Origin of the sequence: Bradyrhizobium sp. (assembly GCF_016213215.1) — a bacterium.
In the GTDB taxonomy this organism is placed as follows: Bacteria; Pseudomonadota; Alphaproteobacteria; order Rhizobiales; family Xanthobacteraceae; genus Bradyrhizobium.
Genome location: NZ_JACRAW010000155.1, coordinates 1 through 14347 on the forward strand (window position 1 = coordinate 1; position 14347 = coordinate 14347).

Consider the following 14347-nt stretch of genomic DNA (forward strand, 5'->3'; position numbering starts at 1 on the left):
CCGCGCCCAAGTCGGCTCCGCCATGGTCAGCCAGCGGCGATAAGCCTCCAGCCGCCACTGCAGCATCCAGGCGGGCTCGTTCTTCTTCTGCGAGATGAACTTGACGGTGTCTTCCGAAAGACCCTTGGGGGCCTTCTCGGAGTCGATGAGGGTCTCAAACCCATATCGATACTGATCAACGTCGATGCGGCGCACCCGCTCGACCGTCTCTTGTACGGCTGGCATTCCGTCCTCCGCTCGCGGTTTCAAGGACCGCGGTGGAACAGTCTAGAATGACTATTACAAAGTTTCTCGGCGGAAAGCACCTGCTTAGAATCGTTCAAGCCGTGTTTCGTCGCCATTACTTAAGTAGTGCCCGGGCAAGCTTCCGCCAACCCTCGACGCAGCGATTGATATCCGCGTCAGACGTGGACCAGCCCAGACTGATCCGCACCGCTCCCTGGGCGATGTGGGGGTCAAACCCCATGGCGGACAGCACATGGGACGGCTGTACCTTGCCTGAGGAACAGGCCGAGCCGGAGGAAACCGCAATGCCCTCCAGGTCGAACGCGATCACGGCGGTTTCGGCCTTGAGGCCAGGAGCCGTGAACAGGGTCGTGTTGGACAGGCGCGGCGCATCCTCCGAAAAGATGAGGACATCCGCTGCCCTGCGGAGCCCGTTTTCCAGGAGATTTCTTAGGCTTTCCAGCCTCGCCGCAGCCTCCGGCACGGCCTGAAGCGCGTCAGCCACGGCTGCACCAAAGCCCGCAATCGCCGCGACATTCTCGGTTCCAGCCCGCCGGCCGAGTTCCTGGCCGCCGCCGCGCACAAGCGGCTCAAGCCCGACCAGGCCTTCGGCCAGGACCAGGGCGCCGACGCCTTGGGGACCACCAATCTTGTGTGCAGAGAAGGTGGCAAGATCCGCACCTACTTCATTGATATCAAACCGAACTTTCCCAAGAACCTGGATCGCGTCGACGTGCAGGAGCCCGCCCGCCTCATGCACGATCCTGGCCGCTTCGGCGACCGGCTGCAGCGCCCCGGTCTCGTTGTTAGCCGCCATGATCGACACCAGCGCCGGTGGACCCGCGCCAAGGAGTTCCCTGAGATGACCGAGATCCACGACGCCAGATCGCGTCACGCCGATGCTGCGGATGGCTTCAGGGGGAAACCGCCCGCCGGCCAACACCGAAGCGTGCTCGATCGCTGACACCAGGAGCCTGCTGACCGGCCCGCCCCTGGCACTGCGCACGCCCGGTGCCAGTGCCAAGGCGTTCGCCTCGGTTCCGCCGGACGTGAACATCACGTTTCGTGGCAAAGCGCCGATGGCCTCTGCCAACGCGGCCCGCGCCTCCTCGACGAGACGCCGCGCCTCGCGGCCCTCGGCGTGCACCGAGGATGGATTGCCGACAAGCTCCAAGGCCGCGACCATCGCCTGCCGAGCCTCGGGACGAAGCGGCGTGGTCGCATTCCAGTCGAGATAGACGCGGCTCGTCATGAAGTAAGATGTTACCCAATCTTGCAACGGCGGCTATCCACACCGGACAGTTGCCGAGCTCGGCTCCGGCAGCCAAATTGGCCGCTCCCGTCGCGCTGGCAAGCGGAAATCGCCGGGCCGCCTTTACGGGCAACTAACATCTTGAACGAACTGGCAGATGTTCAAGACGCTTGCTTTTTGCCCCTCGCTATATGTTAGAAGGCTCCCCACCAGTTCGCCAGACGCCATCCGCGCATCATCCGGCAGCGCCGATCACCCTTTCTTCAGCGAGGCTCACATGACGCAAGCCATGCCGAGCCCGGAACCAAGCGGGTTGATACCGTAGGGATTATCTATGCCTGAAGTCATTTTCACCGGCCCGGCGGGCCGATTGGAAGGCCGTTATCATCCGGCCAAGCAGAAGAATGCGCCGATTGCGATGGTGCTGCATCCGCACCCGCAGTTCCGCGGCAACATGAATCATCCGATTGTGTATCAGGTGTATTACGCCTTCGTGGCGCGCGGCTTCTCCGTGCTGCGATTCAACTTCCGTGGCGTCGGCCGCAGTCAGGGCTCGTTCGACCATGGCGCCGGCGAATTGTCGGATGCCGCCTCCGCGCTGGACTGGGCGCAGACCATCAATCCCGAGGCGCGCGCCTGCTGGGTTGCCGGCTTCTCGTTCGGCGCCTGGATCGGCATGCAGCTCCTGATGCGCCGACCGGAGGTCGAAGGCTTCATCTCGATCGCGCCCGAGCCGAACCGATACGACTTCTCCTTCCTCGCGCCCTGTCCGTCGTCCGGGCTGATCGTCCATGGCGACAAGGACATCGTGGCCCCGGCGAGGGACGTCAACACGCTGGTGGAGAAGCTCAAGACGCAGAAGGGCATCGTCATCGACCAGCAGACCATCCCCGGCGCGAACCACTTCTTCGAGGACAAGATGGAGCCGCTGATGGAGACGATCACGGCCTATCTCGACATGCGCCTCGCCAACGTGCGCTGAGCGGATCACTCGGCCGTGGGCGCCTTCGTCGCGCTGCTCCGCGCCGTCAATGTCGGCGGCACCGGCAAACTGCCGATGAGCGAATTGAAGGCGATGTGCGAGGAGATCGGCCTCAAGGCCGCCCGCACCTACATCGCCAGCGGCAATGTCGTGTTCGAAAGCCGCAAATCGGAAGACGCGATCAAGACGGCACTGGAGAAGCGCCTTCAGGCTTACGCCGGTGCGCCGGTGGGCGTGCTGGTCCGCAGCGCATCCGAGATGGCCGAGGTGCTCGCGAGCAACCCTTTTCCCAACGCCGCGCCCAACCGGACCGTCGCGATCTTCCTCGACAAGCCGCCGCCCGCCGACGCGTTGGCCGGCATTCGAGGTCGGAAGAACGAAGAGGTGAGGCTCGGCCGGCGCGAGATCTACGTGCATTACGGCGATGGCATGGGCACCTCGAAGCTTGTGATCCCCGCGGCCAAGGCGGGCACCGCGCGCAACATGAACACCATCGCAACGCTGGCGAAGATGGCCGCGGAGCCTTGAAGCGCGCTACGCCGCGACGGGCGACTGCAGCTTCGAGATCCAGGAATTGCGCCGCATCAGGAAATCCCGCAGCAGCGCCGGATAGTCCGCGCTGACGGCTCCTCGCACCGACGGCCGGGCGGCCAGATTCTTCCGCCAGCGCGCGAGCTTCGGCTTGCCTGCGAGAATGCCGAACTCGCCGATGCTGTCGAACACGTCGAAATAGCGGAACACCGGGCCAAACACGGCATCGACCAGCGAAAACCGGTCGCTGTCGAACCATGGCTCGACCACCCGCGTCTCCAGCCGTGCAAAGCGCTGTTCGAGCTGCGAGGCCTTGAACTTGAACGTGGCCTCGTCCGGTGCGGTGTAGAGGCCGGCAATATCGCTCAGGATCACGGAGCCGTACTCGATCCAGCCGCGATGCTCGGCGCGACGAAGCGGATCGGCCGGATGCAGCGGCCTGGCCTGGGTTTCCTCAAGGTATTCCAGGATCACCGCGGATTCGAAAATCGCAGTGCCGTCGACCACCAGCACCGGAGTCTTGCCGAGCGGCGAGATCTTCAGGAACCAGTCCGGCTTGTTGGCGAGATCGATGTCGATCCGTTCGAACGGAACGCCCTTTTCGGTCAGCGCGATCACGGCGCGCTGCACATAGGGGCAAAGCCTGTGGCTGATGAGCTTGAGCGGCGCGGTCATAGATCGATCCCGTTTGGTTTGATGCATCTGCATCAAAATAGATGCATCTGCATTAAACTTCAAGACCGATGCTACTGCATCAACCAACCGTGATGCTTACGGCCTCGCGATGATCCCGCCGGTCATTGGCATGGGCACGCCCGTCGTCGCCGGGTAGGAAAGCGGCAGGCCTTTCAGCCCTCGCGCGGCCAGAAAGCCGAACGCCTGCGCCTCGATGGCGTCCGACGACCAGCCCACAGTCCCGGCGGCCTGGACCATGGCCTGCGCCAGCCGTTCTCGCATCATCCGCAGCATCGTCAGGTTGCGGGCTCCGCCGCCGCAAACGATCCAGCTCTTGGGCGGCTTGGGCAGCAGCGGAACGATCCGGGCGATCGCCGCCGTGGTGAAGGCTGTCAGCGTCGCGGCAGCGTCGGCATGCTGCATCTCGCGCAGCTTGAGCGAAGCGAAGTCGTTGCGATCGAGCGATTTCGGCGGCGGCAGCGCGAAGAATGGGAGCTCCAGCGCCCGTGCGATCCAGGCCTCGTCGGCGCGACCCTGCGCGGCCAGGCGGCCTTCGGTGTCGAAAGGCTGATTGAGGTTGCGGAGCATGAAGTCGTCGAGCAGCGCGTTGCCGGGGCCGGTGTCGCAGGCGATCAGGCTGTCGTTGCCGTCGATATAGGTCACGTTGGAAACGCCGCCGATATTGACCACCGCGATCGGGCCCTCCCGGTCGAGGGCTTGCGTCAGGGCGCGATGATAGACCGGCACGAAGGGAGCGCCCTGCCCGCCGGCATCGACGTCGGCGGCGCGGAAATCATGAACCACCGGAATACGGATGGCCTTGGCGAGCGCGGGCCCATCGCCGATCTGGACCGTCATCCTGCGCTCGGGCCGGTGAAGCACGGTCTGGCCATGGAAGCCGACAATATCGATCTCCTCGGGCGTCATCCGGTTCTGGGCGATGAACGCGGCCACGGCTTCCGCATGCGCCGTCGTCACGGCGCGCTCTGCCTCGGGCAGGATACCGGGCCGGGCATGACGTTCCCGCAGGTCGACCGCCTCGGAAAGGGCCTGACGCAGCAAGCGGCGCTCGGACTCGCTGTAGGGCCTGTAGCCAGACGGGCCCAGCGCCTTGATCCGGCGGCCGTCGGTTTCGATCAATGCGACGTCAACCCCATCGAGCGAGGTGCCGCTCATCAGACCGAGTGCCGTCAACATCATGGCTGAACTGCCCTAATTGGTCTCCTCACCCTGGCAGGCCGAGCTTGTGCCAAAGGAACACTTCTTATAATGCCACAGCGCGAAAGCCGACGGCAGGCCGCTCCCACGGCGCCCCCCAAATTGCCGCGAAAACCGTAAAACAAGAATTGTCAGAGTTGCACACAAATGACTGCGTTTAAATCGGATTTTCTGAATGTGCTGCAGCAGCGCGGCTTCATTCACCAGATTTCCGACCCCGACTCGCTGGACGCGCTCGCCGCCAAGCGGGAACTCGTGGCCTATATCGGATTCGACTGCACCGCCCCGTCCCTCCACGTCGGCTCGATGGTGCAGATCATGTGCCTCTACTGGCTGCAGCAGACCGGGAACAAGCCGATCGCGCTGATGGGCGGTGGAACCACCCGCGTCGGCGATCCCTCCGGCAAGGACGAGACCCGCAAGATCCTTTCGATCGAGGAGATCGAGCGCAACAAGGAAGGCATCAAGCAGGTGTTTTCGCACTTCCTGCGCTTCGGCGAGGGCAGGAGCGACGCGGTCATGCCCGACAATGCCGAGTGGCTGACCAAGCTGAATTGGATCGAGATGCTGCGCGACATCGGCCGGCACTTCTCGGTCAACCGCATGCTGTCGATGGATTCGGTGAAGCTGCGCCTCGAGCGCGACCAGGAGATGAGCTTCATCGAGTTCAACTACATGATCCTGCAGGCCTACGATTACGTGGTCCTCAACAAGCGCTACGACTGCCGGCTGCAGATGGGCGGATCGGACCAGTGGGGCAACATCGTCAACGGAATCGACCTCGGCCGCCGCATGGGCACGCCGCAACTGCACGCGCTGACGACGCCTCTGATCACGACCGCCTCCGGCGAGAAGATGGGCAAGACCGCCAGCGGCGCGGTGTGGCTGAACGCCGACATGAAGAGCCCGTATGAATACTGGCAGTTCTGGCGCAATACCGAGGACGCCGACGTCCCGCGCTTCCTGAAGCTGTTCACGACGTTGCCGATGGACGAGATCAATAAGCTCTCGGCGCTCAAGGGCGCGGAGATCAACGAGGCCAAGAAGGCGTTGGCCGACGCGGCGACCACGCTCCTTCACGGCGCGGAGGCCGCGCGTCAGGCGGCGGAAACCGCCCGCCGGACCTTCGAGGAAGGCGCAATCGCGGAGAACCTGCCGTCGGTCGACATTCCCCGCAGCGAGTTTGAATCGGGCCTCGGCGTGCTCACCGCTTTCGTCAAAGCGGGGCTCGTCGCTTCCAACGGCGAGGCGCGGCGCCAGATCAAGGGCGGCGGCCTGCGCGTCAACGACGAGCCGGTCACCGACGAGAAGATGGTGCTCACGGCTGCGAATCTGACGCCGGAAGGCGTGGCAAAACTGTCGCTGGGCAAGAAGCGCCACATCCTGCTCAAGCCTGCATAGGCGTATTCGCGTTTGAGGGTTGCCAGGGCGCGCGGAAACGCGCTCCCTGCGCGATCAATGGACCAGAAGACGCCAAGGGAGGAAGTGGCTGCCAACGCCGCAAGGCCGTTGCGGGTTGCATTCGGTGTGCTCGGGCTCTGCTTCACGCTGTCGGTGCTCGGTCGCGGCCTTGGCGAAAGCTTCACCGTCTTCCTGAAACCGATCACGGAAAGCTTCGGCTGGGACCGCGCCGAGGTGGTCTCGGTCTATTCTCTGGCGGCGCTGTCGGGCGGTCTCGTCGCACCCCTGATCGGACGCTTGTTCGACCGCTCGGGTCCACGAGCCGTCTATTCGCTGGGGTTGCTGCTGCTTGGAAGCGCGTTCCTGGTCGCAGGTTTCGCCGAACAGCTGTGGCAATTCCAGCTGGTCGGCGTCTGTATCGGCATTGGCATCGCTTTCATCGGCAACGTGCCGAATTCCATCCTGCTCGGCCGCTGGTTCGGCCCGCGGCTGCCGACCGCAATGGCCGTCGTGTACTCCGCAATGGGCGCCGGCGTCCTGATCTTGTTACCGGCGTCGCAGATCCTGATCGATTACGCCGGCTGGCGCGGCGCTTATCAGGTGCTGGGTTGCGGCGTGCTGCTCTCGCTGGTCCCGCTCCTGCTCTTGCCCTGGCGGCTGTTCTCGTCAGGGTCGCCACGTGTGGTCAAGAGGGCCGATCCCGACCTCGTCGACGGGGACTGGACCCTGATGACCGCGATGCGGCATCACGCGTTCTGGGCGTTGTTCTCGACCTTCTTCTTCACCGCGATCGGGATGTACGCAATCGCACCGCAGGTCGTGGCCTACCTGATCGAGGTCGGCTTTCCCCCGCTGACGGCCGCCACCGCCTGGGGCTTTTCCGGCGTGGTGCTCCTGTTCGGCATGCTCGGCATCTCCTCGCTCGACGGCCTGATCGGCCGCAGGCCGTCGGTCCTGTTCAGCTACGCGCTGTCGATTGCAGGTCTCGTCATGTTCTGGGCGCTGCAATGGTACCCCAATTTCTGGCTGCTCACCGGCTTCGTCGTTTGCTTCGGCAGCATGATCGGATCGCGCGGGCCGCTACTCACCGCAACCGCGATGAAGATCTTCCGCGGCAAGCGAGTCGGCACCATCTACGGCGCCATCTCGATCGGCAGCGGCCTGGGATCGGCGTTCGGCTCCTGGAGCGGCGGCCTGATCCACGACTTCACCCATAGCTACAATCCGCTGATTCTCTTCGCGCTCTTGAGCGTCGTGCTCGGGATGATTCCATTCCTGGTCGTGCGTGCACTGCGGCAATGAACGTTGCCTGCGCCAAATGCCAAACCGGCCATTGCACACCATGAATCGACACGGTGAATTGTACGACTCGGCACTTCACGCGCGTGACAGGCTTCAGAGTCTTGCATATTCATTGCTGGAATTATCAACGCGATGCGGGGTTAACTGTCATCGAACGCAGATCAAAACCCGCGCGAACCTGGAAGGGGATGTTATGAACGACCTGTTCTCACGCTGGCAGCCGCTGTTGTTGAGCCTTTTCCGCTTCATCACCGGCCTTCTGATTTTCCAGTACGGCGTCGCGAAGATGTTCAAGTTTCCGCCGCTGCCCTATTTCGCCGAGATTCCGCCGCTGATCTGGACCGCCGGTGCGATCGAGCTCGTGCTCGGCGCCGCACTGATGATCGGCCTGTTCACGCGGCTCTCCGCCTTCATCCTCTCCGGCCAAATGGCATTCGCCTATTTCATCGGCCATATGTTCAAAACGGGCTCGCCGGTGTTCCTGCCGCTCAACAATACCGGCACCCTTGCGATCGAGTTCTGCTTTGCCTGTCTTTACCTTGCCGCCGCCGGCGGAGGTCCGATCAGCGTCGATGCCACCACGCGCAAGGCCTAGTGGCGACGACCTGCTCACCGGTTGCCGAGCACGCTCCAGATGACGAGCAGTGTCGAGATCAGCAGCACGATCATGATGATGCGGTGAGGGATCCAATCTCATCGCGCTTTGGGAGCTGACGTCAGTTGTTGGGCGGCAGCTCCATCGGCGTATTCTGCTTGCCGGTGTTGAACTCGAAGATCTTTCGCAGCAGGCCCGGCGCCATCGCCGAAATCGGATTGACGCGGATCACCGGCGCACTCGGCGTGCCGACCACCTCGTAGGTCACACCAATCAGTCCTTCGTTGCTGCCGGCGCCGAGGAATATACCAAACAGCGGAATCTGGCCGAAAATGTTGTTTAGCCCATATATCGGAACAAAGGTGCCGCTCATGCGCACCTGGTTGCCGGGATAGTCGATGGTGCCCTCGATGGTCACACCGATGATCGGTCCCTTGACGACGCCGTCGCGGATGGAGAGCACGCCATTCTGCCGGGTGAATTCGGCACGCAGGGCCGAGAAGCTAACACCGTTCTGGGTGCCGGGCCCGCCGGCTACGACGCGATCGAGCGCACTCTCGCCCTTCACCACGAAGTCGCGCACATTCATCAGACCTTCTCTCGGCGTGGCGGGCTCCGATGTCGGGGGCTCCATTGCCAGCGTGAGCTGACCGCCCACGGCTTTCGAATAGGTATCGGTGAAACGCAGGAAGGCGCCCGCGTCGTTGGTCTGCAGATAGATCACCTCGCGGTTTCCCTGCGCGCGGCCCCGCAAATCGGCAGTCACGGGGGTGTCGCGTCCGATCTTGCCGCTCAGCGTGAAGGCCCTGATCGCGCCGTTCCGCCGCGACATCTTGGCATCGACACTGCGCAATGCTTCGCCGTAGAAGCCCGCCACCGCGCCGAGCTTGACGTCGATGTCGAAGTCGACGTTCTTCAGCTTGCTCTTGCTGTCGTCCTTGCCGGAACTGCCCGAGATCGCGGATTTCAGGAAGCCGCGTCCGTCGAACACTTCGCCCCGCATCGTGCCCTTCACGACTCCATCCGAATTTCGGTCGATCTTCAGCGAAGCCTTGTCGCCGTCAGACGGCGAATAGACAGGGAAGTTCGCGTTCATGAGGTCGCCGTTCTGGTCGATTTCGAGCGTTCCCTTGATGGATACCCCGCCGCCTTCGACGACGATGTCCTCGATGCGGGTCGACTGGGCCTTCGGCACGACGTTGAAGGTCACCTTGCCGGACTTGCCCGGCAGCTTCACCCAGCCGGGCAGGATGTTGTCCAGCTTGATCGAGGTCAGATCGGCCTCGACGCCGAGCCGCGTGTTCTGATCGGGCCCGCCGATCTTGCCGGTCAGCTTCACGGGAAGGGCGCCGGTCACGGCCGGACCGAGGTCGAACCCCAGGCGGGCACGGCTCGAATCGTCGAGGGTGGCCTGCAACCTGACGTCGGCTTCGCCTTCGGCCGGCTTGCGGTAATCCAGCACGGCAGGCTGGCCGCCGATCTTGACGTCGCCCTTGACGTGGTAGCCCTGGTTGTTGGCGACGACCTTGAGCGAATTGGCCTCCAGCTTCTGGTTCATCACCAGCTTGTCGGCCGCAAAGCCATTGAGATCGGCGGTTACAGAATAGGTGGTATCGGCCTTGGTCAATTCGCCCTTGACCGGCATGCCGAGATTGATGGTCGCCGAGAACGCTCCCTTGCTGTTGTTGGGATCGACGAACGTTGCGGAAAGATCGCTCAAGCGGTCGGAGGCGAGGATTTCCGCCGCCGCCTGTACCGGGCCTTCGACGCGAAAGCGGCTCTTCGACGGCGATGGCTTCGGCGCCATGTCGGGCACCTCGAACACGAAGTCCGAAACCGTGAGCTTGCGGCCGGCAGGCGTATCGGCAATGCCCTGACCGATCGTCACCGTGGCGGTGCGCCCGGTGACGCGTGCCTTCAGGTCGGCATCGCGGACCGAGGGCATCCCATCCACGGGATGGACCGCCACGCCGCTGGCCACGATGTTGACCGACAGGCCGTCGTCCGGAATCGGCGGCCCCTTGCGCGAGAGATTTCGCACGGGCGAATTGACTCCGACCTCGATGCGCTGCAGCGAACCGCGCTCGATGCGTTCGATCACCCATTCGCGCACTTCCGGCACGATCAAGGTCGGCCACATCCGCTTCAGTGCGGAGGCCGACATCGGCGTGCCCGCGAAACCGAGCGTCAGGCGCGGCTCGCCGGAATAATCGACAGTGCCGGTACCCGCGATGCCGATCTCGCCATTACTGATATCGGCTTGCGTCAACAGCAGGCGCTTATGGTCCGTATCGAAGCGCAAGCCGATGGCGATGCGGTTGAAGATCAGCGGCGGTTCGTCGTCGATGCCGGCCAGCACGATCGTGCCGCCCGAAAAGCCGAGCTGCCAGTCGTTGATCCTGTCATTGGGCGGTTCGAGGTGAGCCAACAGCGTGATGCGGTTGGCACCCGAGATGACCTTGAAGGGCGCCACCAGCACGCGCCGTCCGGAATCCCACTCGACGTTGATTTCCGCCGAGTCGACCGCCATCGGATAATCAGGCGTGTCGGTATCGATGATGGTGCCGGCGCCCGCGAGGATCTTGCCGCGGAAAAAGGTCGGCAGGCCGTCCCGTCCGAGTTCACCCTTCAGTTCGCCGGTCAGGGGCAAGTCCGCGCTGTAGGTCAGATCCTTCGGCCGCAGCGCCAAGAGGATATTGGCGGTGGAAACCCTGTCGACGCGGATGTTGACCGACCGCACGCCGTTTTCGGCGGGCCCGACGACCACGCGCAGCAGCCACGGCCGCTTGCCCTCCTGGCCCAGGCTCAGCGCGACCCCGCCCCCGCTCGGCCGCCGCAGGCTCAGGCTGATGTTTTCAAAGGTCCATTTGTTGCCGCGCTGCTGGTCGTCGACAATCAGGTTGCCGTTCTTCAACCCGATCTCGTTGAGGTTCTGGCCGTCGAGACCTGTCATGCTCAGGCTGTCGAGCCAGTCGAGACCCGCCAGGATGCCGCTCTGCGCGCTGTTCGCCGACGTCGAGGTCGCGCCCGGCGGCGCGATCGGCCCCGGGCGCGGGAAGGTGGGCGGAAGTCCCGCCTCTTTCTTTGAGGCAACGCCGGTTGCGAGCGGTTTGGCGGTATCGCCCGCGGATACCGTAACGTAGCCATCCGGGGTGATGCGGATCGCGAGTTCGGCATCGACGAGGCTCAGGGTCTCGGCGCGCAGGCGTCCCATGAACAACGCCGGCCCGGAGAGCTTCACTTCGGCTTTGGGTGCGCTCGCGACGATGACATGGTCGCGATCCCGCACGATGATGTCGCGGATACGTACGGCGATGCGGATCCGCCCTGCCCGCTCGATCTGGGTCCCGCCGATCTCGACCGTATTGCCGAGACCGATATTCTCTTCGATGGCTGCGGCCAGCCACGGGGTGGCGATGTTGAGGTTGATCGGCCCGGCGCCAAGTCGCCACCATAGTGCGCCGAAACACCCGGCGACGATCAAGACCAGAACCGCGATCACGACGGCGAGGCGCTTTACCCAGCGCTCGCCCGCAAGCCAGCGATGCGCTGCAGTGAATCTGTCACCGATGCGGTGCAACCCGGAGTTCGAGCCGGACAGCAGGCGGCGCGCACGGTGGCGTGCCGCCTCCTCGCGTTCCTGATCCCATTCGGCCTCGTCCCACTCGCGCGCGTGCTGCGCGTCGCCGGCGTGCCGATTCAAGTCTTGGGGCGATGTCTTTCTTGCCATTCTCTCTCGGTGCACGCGTCCATCGTGAGATGGACTGCCGCCATGGCCCCGGCCGTCAACAGGTGACGAGCGCTCCTGTGCCGGCATCGCTGCCAATCCTTGACTGTTCCTGCTGTTCGTCATCTCGCCCCATGAGCACGTTCAACGAGCAGAGGGGTGGCGCGTCGAAATCCTTGTGACCATAATCCGACACCGCCAGACTTGCCCATCCAAGGGTTCGAATCCGGCATACCGGGCGAGAGCTGCAATACCGTATTGGTTGACCCGCGGAAAGCGACGAAAGGAAGGCGTATGTCCAAGAAATCGCGCAAGAAATCGTCCAAGACGCCCCCCAGCGGCCCAATTCGGCAACAATCCACGACGTCTGCAAAGGCAAAGCCCGGACAATCCCGTCGGGCGGCAAGCGGCAAGACAGTCAGGCAGCGCCAGTCAGCAGCATCGCAAAAGACACCCCATAAACAATTAAGCCCTGCGAAATCGGCCGCAGCGCCGCGACAGGCCATCGCGACCGGGCTTGCCGAGGGCGCCAAGGCTCCCGCCTTCCGACTGCCGCGCGACGGCGGCACCACGGTTTCGCTGGCCGACTACGCCGGAAGGAAGCTGGTCCTGTTCTTCTATCCTCGCGCCAACACGCCCGGCTGCACCAGGGAAGCCATCGATTTCACCCGCCTGGCGGACGCCTTTGCCGAGGCGGGCACAGCGGTGCTCGGCATCTCAGCCGATTCGCTCAAGGCCCAGGAGGCCTTCCGGGATAAGCACAAACTGGCGGTTCCCCTGATTTCTGACGAAACGCACCAGATGCCGGAGGCCTATGGCGCCTGGGGCGAAAAATCGATGTACGGCAAGACGTTCGAAGGAATTATTCGCACCACGCTTCTGATCCGAGCCGACGGCAGGATTGCGCGCGTCTGGCGCCGCGTCCGGGTCGACGGCCATGCGGACGAAGTCCTGGCGGCAGCCCGCGCCATTTGACCAGTTTCCGGCCAACCCGTTTGAGGGAGCCTGTTTTCGGAAAATTAACCATGCCCGGCCCAGATTGCTCGCACAGTTGAGCCGTAGGACCTGTCTCCGACCGGCGCGAGAGTGTCGATGTCGAATCGTCCCGGTCATTATTCAAACTACCCCCAACATCATGCACACGATCGCGGCCGGCCGTTGGCGCGACGCACGGCCGGCGCCACGGCCGCTTGCGCCGTAGCCAGTCAGGACGACTACACCCTTGTTCATGCCGGCAAGCAGGTTCGCATCGGCCCGGTCGTATTCTGGATCGTGGTCGGCACCGTGGTGCTGCTCGGCGCCTGGTCGGCCGCAACGGCTACCTATTTCGCGTTCCGCGACGACGTCTTGACCCGGCTGATCGCCCGTCAGGCCGAGATGCAATATGCCTACGAGGATCGCATCGCCGAGTTGCGGGCCAAGGTCGACCGCGCGACCAGCCGGCAATTGCTGGACCAGGAGCAGTTCGACCAGAAGCTCGAGCAGATCGTGCGGCGCCAGACAGCGCTCGAGTCGCGCGCCACCGCGCTGGGCGCCATGCCCGATGTGACCGGATCGATCCCGACGCCGTCACGTCCCTCCTCTGCCGCGGGTGCGGGCACGCCGAAACCCTCGCCGATCAGCGACACCGTCATCTTTGTCGCGCCGCCGGATCGTGAAGCCCGACTGGAGTCGCGCACGCCCGTCGTTCGAGGTCCTCAGCCGAACCAGTTCGCCAAGGGCCAGGGCGTCGACAATATCCTTGTGCGCCTGCAGAACTCGCTCGACCAGGTCGAGAAGCGCCAGATGGCAGCGCTCGGGGCGTTCGAGGACGGAATGGAGTCGCGCCTGCGCCGAATGCGCGCCGTCATCACCGATCTCGGTTTAGACATGGCGGAGCTGGAAGCCGCAACTCCACGCGCGCCGGTGGGCGGCCCGTTCGTCCCGGTGAAATTGTCGCCGAATTCAGGGCCTTTCGAACGCCAGCTCTATCGCATCAACCTCAACCGCGCCGAAGTGGAACGGCTGAACCGCACCCTGGCACTGGTGCCATATCGCAAACCTGTCGTCGGCGAAGTCGAGTTCACCTCCGGCTTCGGCGTGCGCAGCGATCCGTTTCTCGGCCGGCCCGCGATGCATACCGGTCTCGACTTTCGCGCCGCGAGCGGTGATCCGGTGCGCGCGACCGCCAACGGAAAAATTGCAACGGCAGGATGGTCGGGCGGCTATGGCCGCATGGTCGAGATCGACCATGGCAATGGCCTGTCGACCCGCTACGGCCATCTGTCCGAGATCAACGTCAAGGTCGGCGACATCGTAAAGATCGGCCATGTCATCGGTGCGGTGGGTTCGACGGGCCGCTCCACCGGTCCGCACCTGCACTACGAGACACGGATCGAAGGCGAAGCAGTCGACCCGCAGAAATTCCTGCGCGCCGGTGTGCGCCTGAGTGCACGCTGA

At 63.9% G+C, this 14347-nt stretch carries 11 protein-coding genes and 1 pseudogene; 7 read left to right on the plus strand and 5 right to left on the minus strand.

Going from position 1 to position 14347, the window contains the following annotated elements:
* Both HY852_RS25335 and HY852_RS25340 read right to left on the minus strand, forming a co-directional pair.
* Positions 1–225: pseudogene (locus HY852_RS25335) on the minus strand (Fe-S cluster assembly protein SufB); the annotation flags it as partial.
* Positions 226–340: 115 nt separating this feature from the next.
* Positions 341–1477, minus strand: coding sequence for a cysteine desulfurase family protein (locus tag HY852_RS25340; protein ID WP_291607656.1), 1137 nt, complete (start codon positions 1475–1477; stop codon positions 341–343).
* A gap of 334 nt (positions 1478–1811) precedes the next feature.
* On the opposite strand from HY852_RS25340, the gene HY852_RS25345 reads away from it, so the two are divergent.
* Both HY852_RS25345 and HY852_RS25350 read left to right on the plus strand, forming a co-directional pair.
* Complete coding sequence (locus tag HY852_RS25345; protein WP_291607657.1) at positions 1812–2459, plus strand: alpha/beta hydrolase; 648 nt, start codon at positions 1812–1814, stop codon at positions 2457–2459.
* A gap of 15 nt (positions 2460–2474) precedes the next feature.
* Entirely contained in the window at positions 2475–2987 is a 513-nt protein-coding gene (locus HY852_RS25350; protein WP_291607658.1) for a DUF1697 domain-containing protein, read from the plus strand.
* 6 nt (positions 2988–2993) lie between these two features.
* Here the strand turns inward: HY852_RS25350 and HY852_RS25355 are convergent, their stop codons facing one another.
* Both HY852_RS25355 and HY852_RS25360 read right to left on the minus strand, forming a co-directional pair.
* Complete coding sequence (locus HY852_RS25355; protein ID WP_291607660.1) at positions 2994–3665, minus strand: glutathione S-transferase family protein; 672 nt, start codon at positions 3663–3665, stop codon at positions 2994–2996.
* 96 nt (positions 3666–3761) lie between these two features.
* Entirely contained in the window at positions 3762–4865 is a 1104-nt protein-coding gene (locus HY852_RS25360; RefSeq protein WP_291607661.1) for an anhydro-N-acetylmuramic acid kinase, read from the minus strand.
* A 165-nt stretch (positions 4866–5030) separates the two neighbouring features.
* On the opposite strand from HY852_RS25360, the gene tyrS reads away from it, so the two are divergent.
* From tyrS to HY852_RS25375, 3 genes are all read left to right on the plus strand, one after another.
* Positions 5031–6284 (plus strand): tyrosine--tRNA ligase, encoded by a 1254-nt coding sequence (tyrS, locus tag HY852_RS25365; protein ID WP_291607662.1) that lies wholly within the window; start codon positions 5031–5033, stop codon positions 6282–6284.
* A 57-nt stretch (positions 6285–6341) separates the two neighbouring features.
* Positions 6342–7586: an MFS transporter gene (locus HY852_RS25370; protein WP_291607663.1), complete on the plus strand. Its 1245-nt coding sequence runs from the start codon at positions 6342–6344 to the stop codon at positions 7584–7586.
* 193 nt (positions 7587–7779) lie between these two features.
* Entirely contained in the window at positions 7780–8181 is a 402-nt protein-coding gene (locus HY852_RS25375) for a DoxX family protein (protein ID WP_291607664.1), read from the plus strand.
* Positions 8182–8302: 121 nt separating this feature from the next.
* Here the strand turns inward: HY852_RS25375 and HY852_RS25380 are convergent, their stop codons facing one another.
* Positions 8303–11998: a DUF3971 domain-containing protein gene (locus HY852_RS25380; protein WP_291607665.1), complete on the minus strand. Its 3696-nt coding sequence runs from the start codon at positions 11996–11998 to the stop codon at positions 8303–8305.
* A 204-nt stretch (positions 11999–12202) separates the two neighbouring features.
* Between HY852_RS25380 and HY852_RS25385 the strand changes: the two genes are divergently transcribed.
* A complete protein-coding gene (locus HY852_RS25385; protein ID WP_291607666.1) occupies positions 12203–12883 on the plus strand; it encodes a peroxiredoxin in 681 nt (226 codons plus the stop codon).
* A 117-nt stretch (positions 12884–13000) separates the two neighbouring features.
* Positions 13001–14347 carry a peptidoglycan DD-metalloendopeptidase family protein gene (locus HY852_RS25390; RefSeq protein WP_291607667.1) on the plus strand — a complete coding sequence of 449 codons (1347 nt, stop codon included), beginning with the start codon at positions 13001–13003 and terminating at the stop codon, positions 14345–14347.

What these genes read in the sequence shown, in the direction of transcription:
- HY852_RS25380 (WP_291607665.1), bottom strand. Translation starts at nt 11,998, where the DNA reads ATGCCGGCACAGGAGCGCTCGTCACCTGTTGACGGCCGGGGCCATGGC.
- HY852_RS25355 (WP_291607660.1), bottom strand. Translation starts at nt 3,665, where the DNA reads ATGACCGCGCCGCTCAAGCTCATCAGCCACAGGCTTTGCCCCTATGTG.
- HY852_RS25375 (WP_291607664.1), top strand. Translation starts at nt 7,780, where the DNA reads ATGAACGACCTGTTCTCACGCTGGCAGCCGCTGTTGTTGAGCCTTTTC.
- HY852_RS25370 (WP_291607663.1), top strand. Translation starts at nt 6,342, where the DNA reads ATGGACCAGAAGACGCCAAGGGAGGAAGTGGCTGCCAACGCCGCAAGG.
- HY852_RS25385 (WP_291607666.1), top strand. Translation starts at nt 12,203, where the DNA reads ATGTCCAAGAAATCGCGCAAGAAATCGTCCAAGACGCCCCCCAGCGGC.
- tyrS (WP_291607662.1), top strand. Translation starts at nt 5,031, where the DNA reads ATGACTGCGTTTAAATCGGATTTTCTGAATGTGCTGCAGCAGCGCGGC.
- HY852_RS25360 (WP_291607661.1), bottom strand. Translation starts at nt 4,865, where the DNA reads ATGATGTTGACGGCACTCGGTCTGATGAGCGGCACCTCGCTCGATGGG.
- HY852_RS25345 (WP_291607657.1), top strand. Translation starts at nt 1,812, where the DNA reads ATGCCTGAAGTCATTTTCACCGGCCCGGCGGGCCGATTGGAAGGCCGT.
- HY852_RS25340 (WP_291607656.1), bottom strand. Translation starts at nt 1,477, where the DNA reads ATGACGAGCCGCGTCTATCTCGACTGGAATGCGACCACGCCGCTTCGT.
- HY852_RS25390 (WP_291607667.1), top strand. Translation starts at nt 13,001, where the DNA reads ATGTCGAATCGTCCCGGTCATTATTCAAACTACCCCCAACATCATGCA.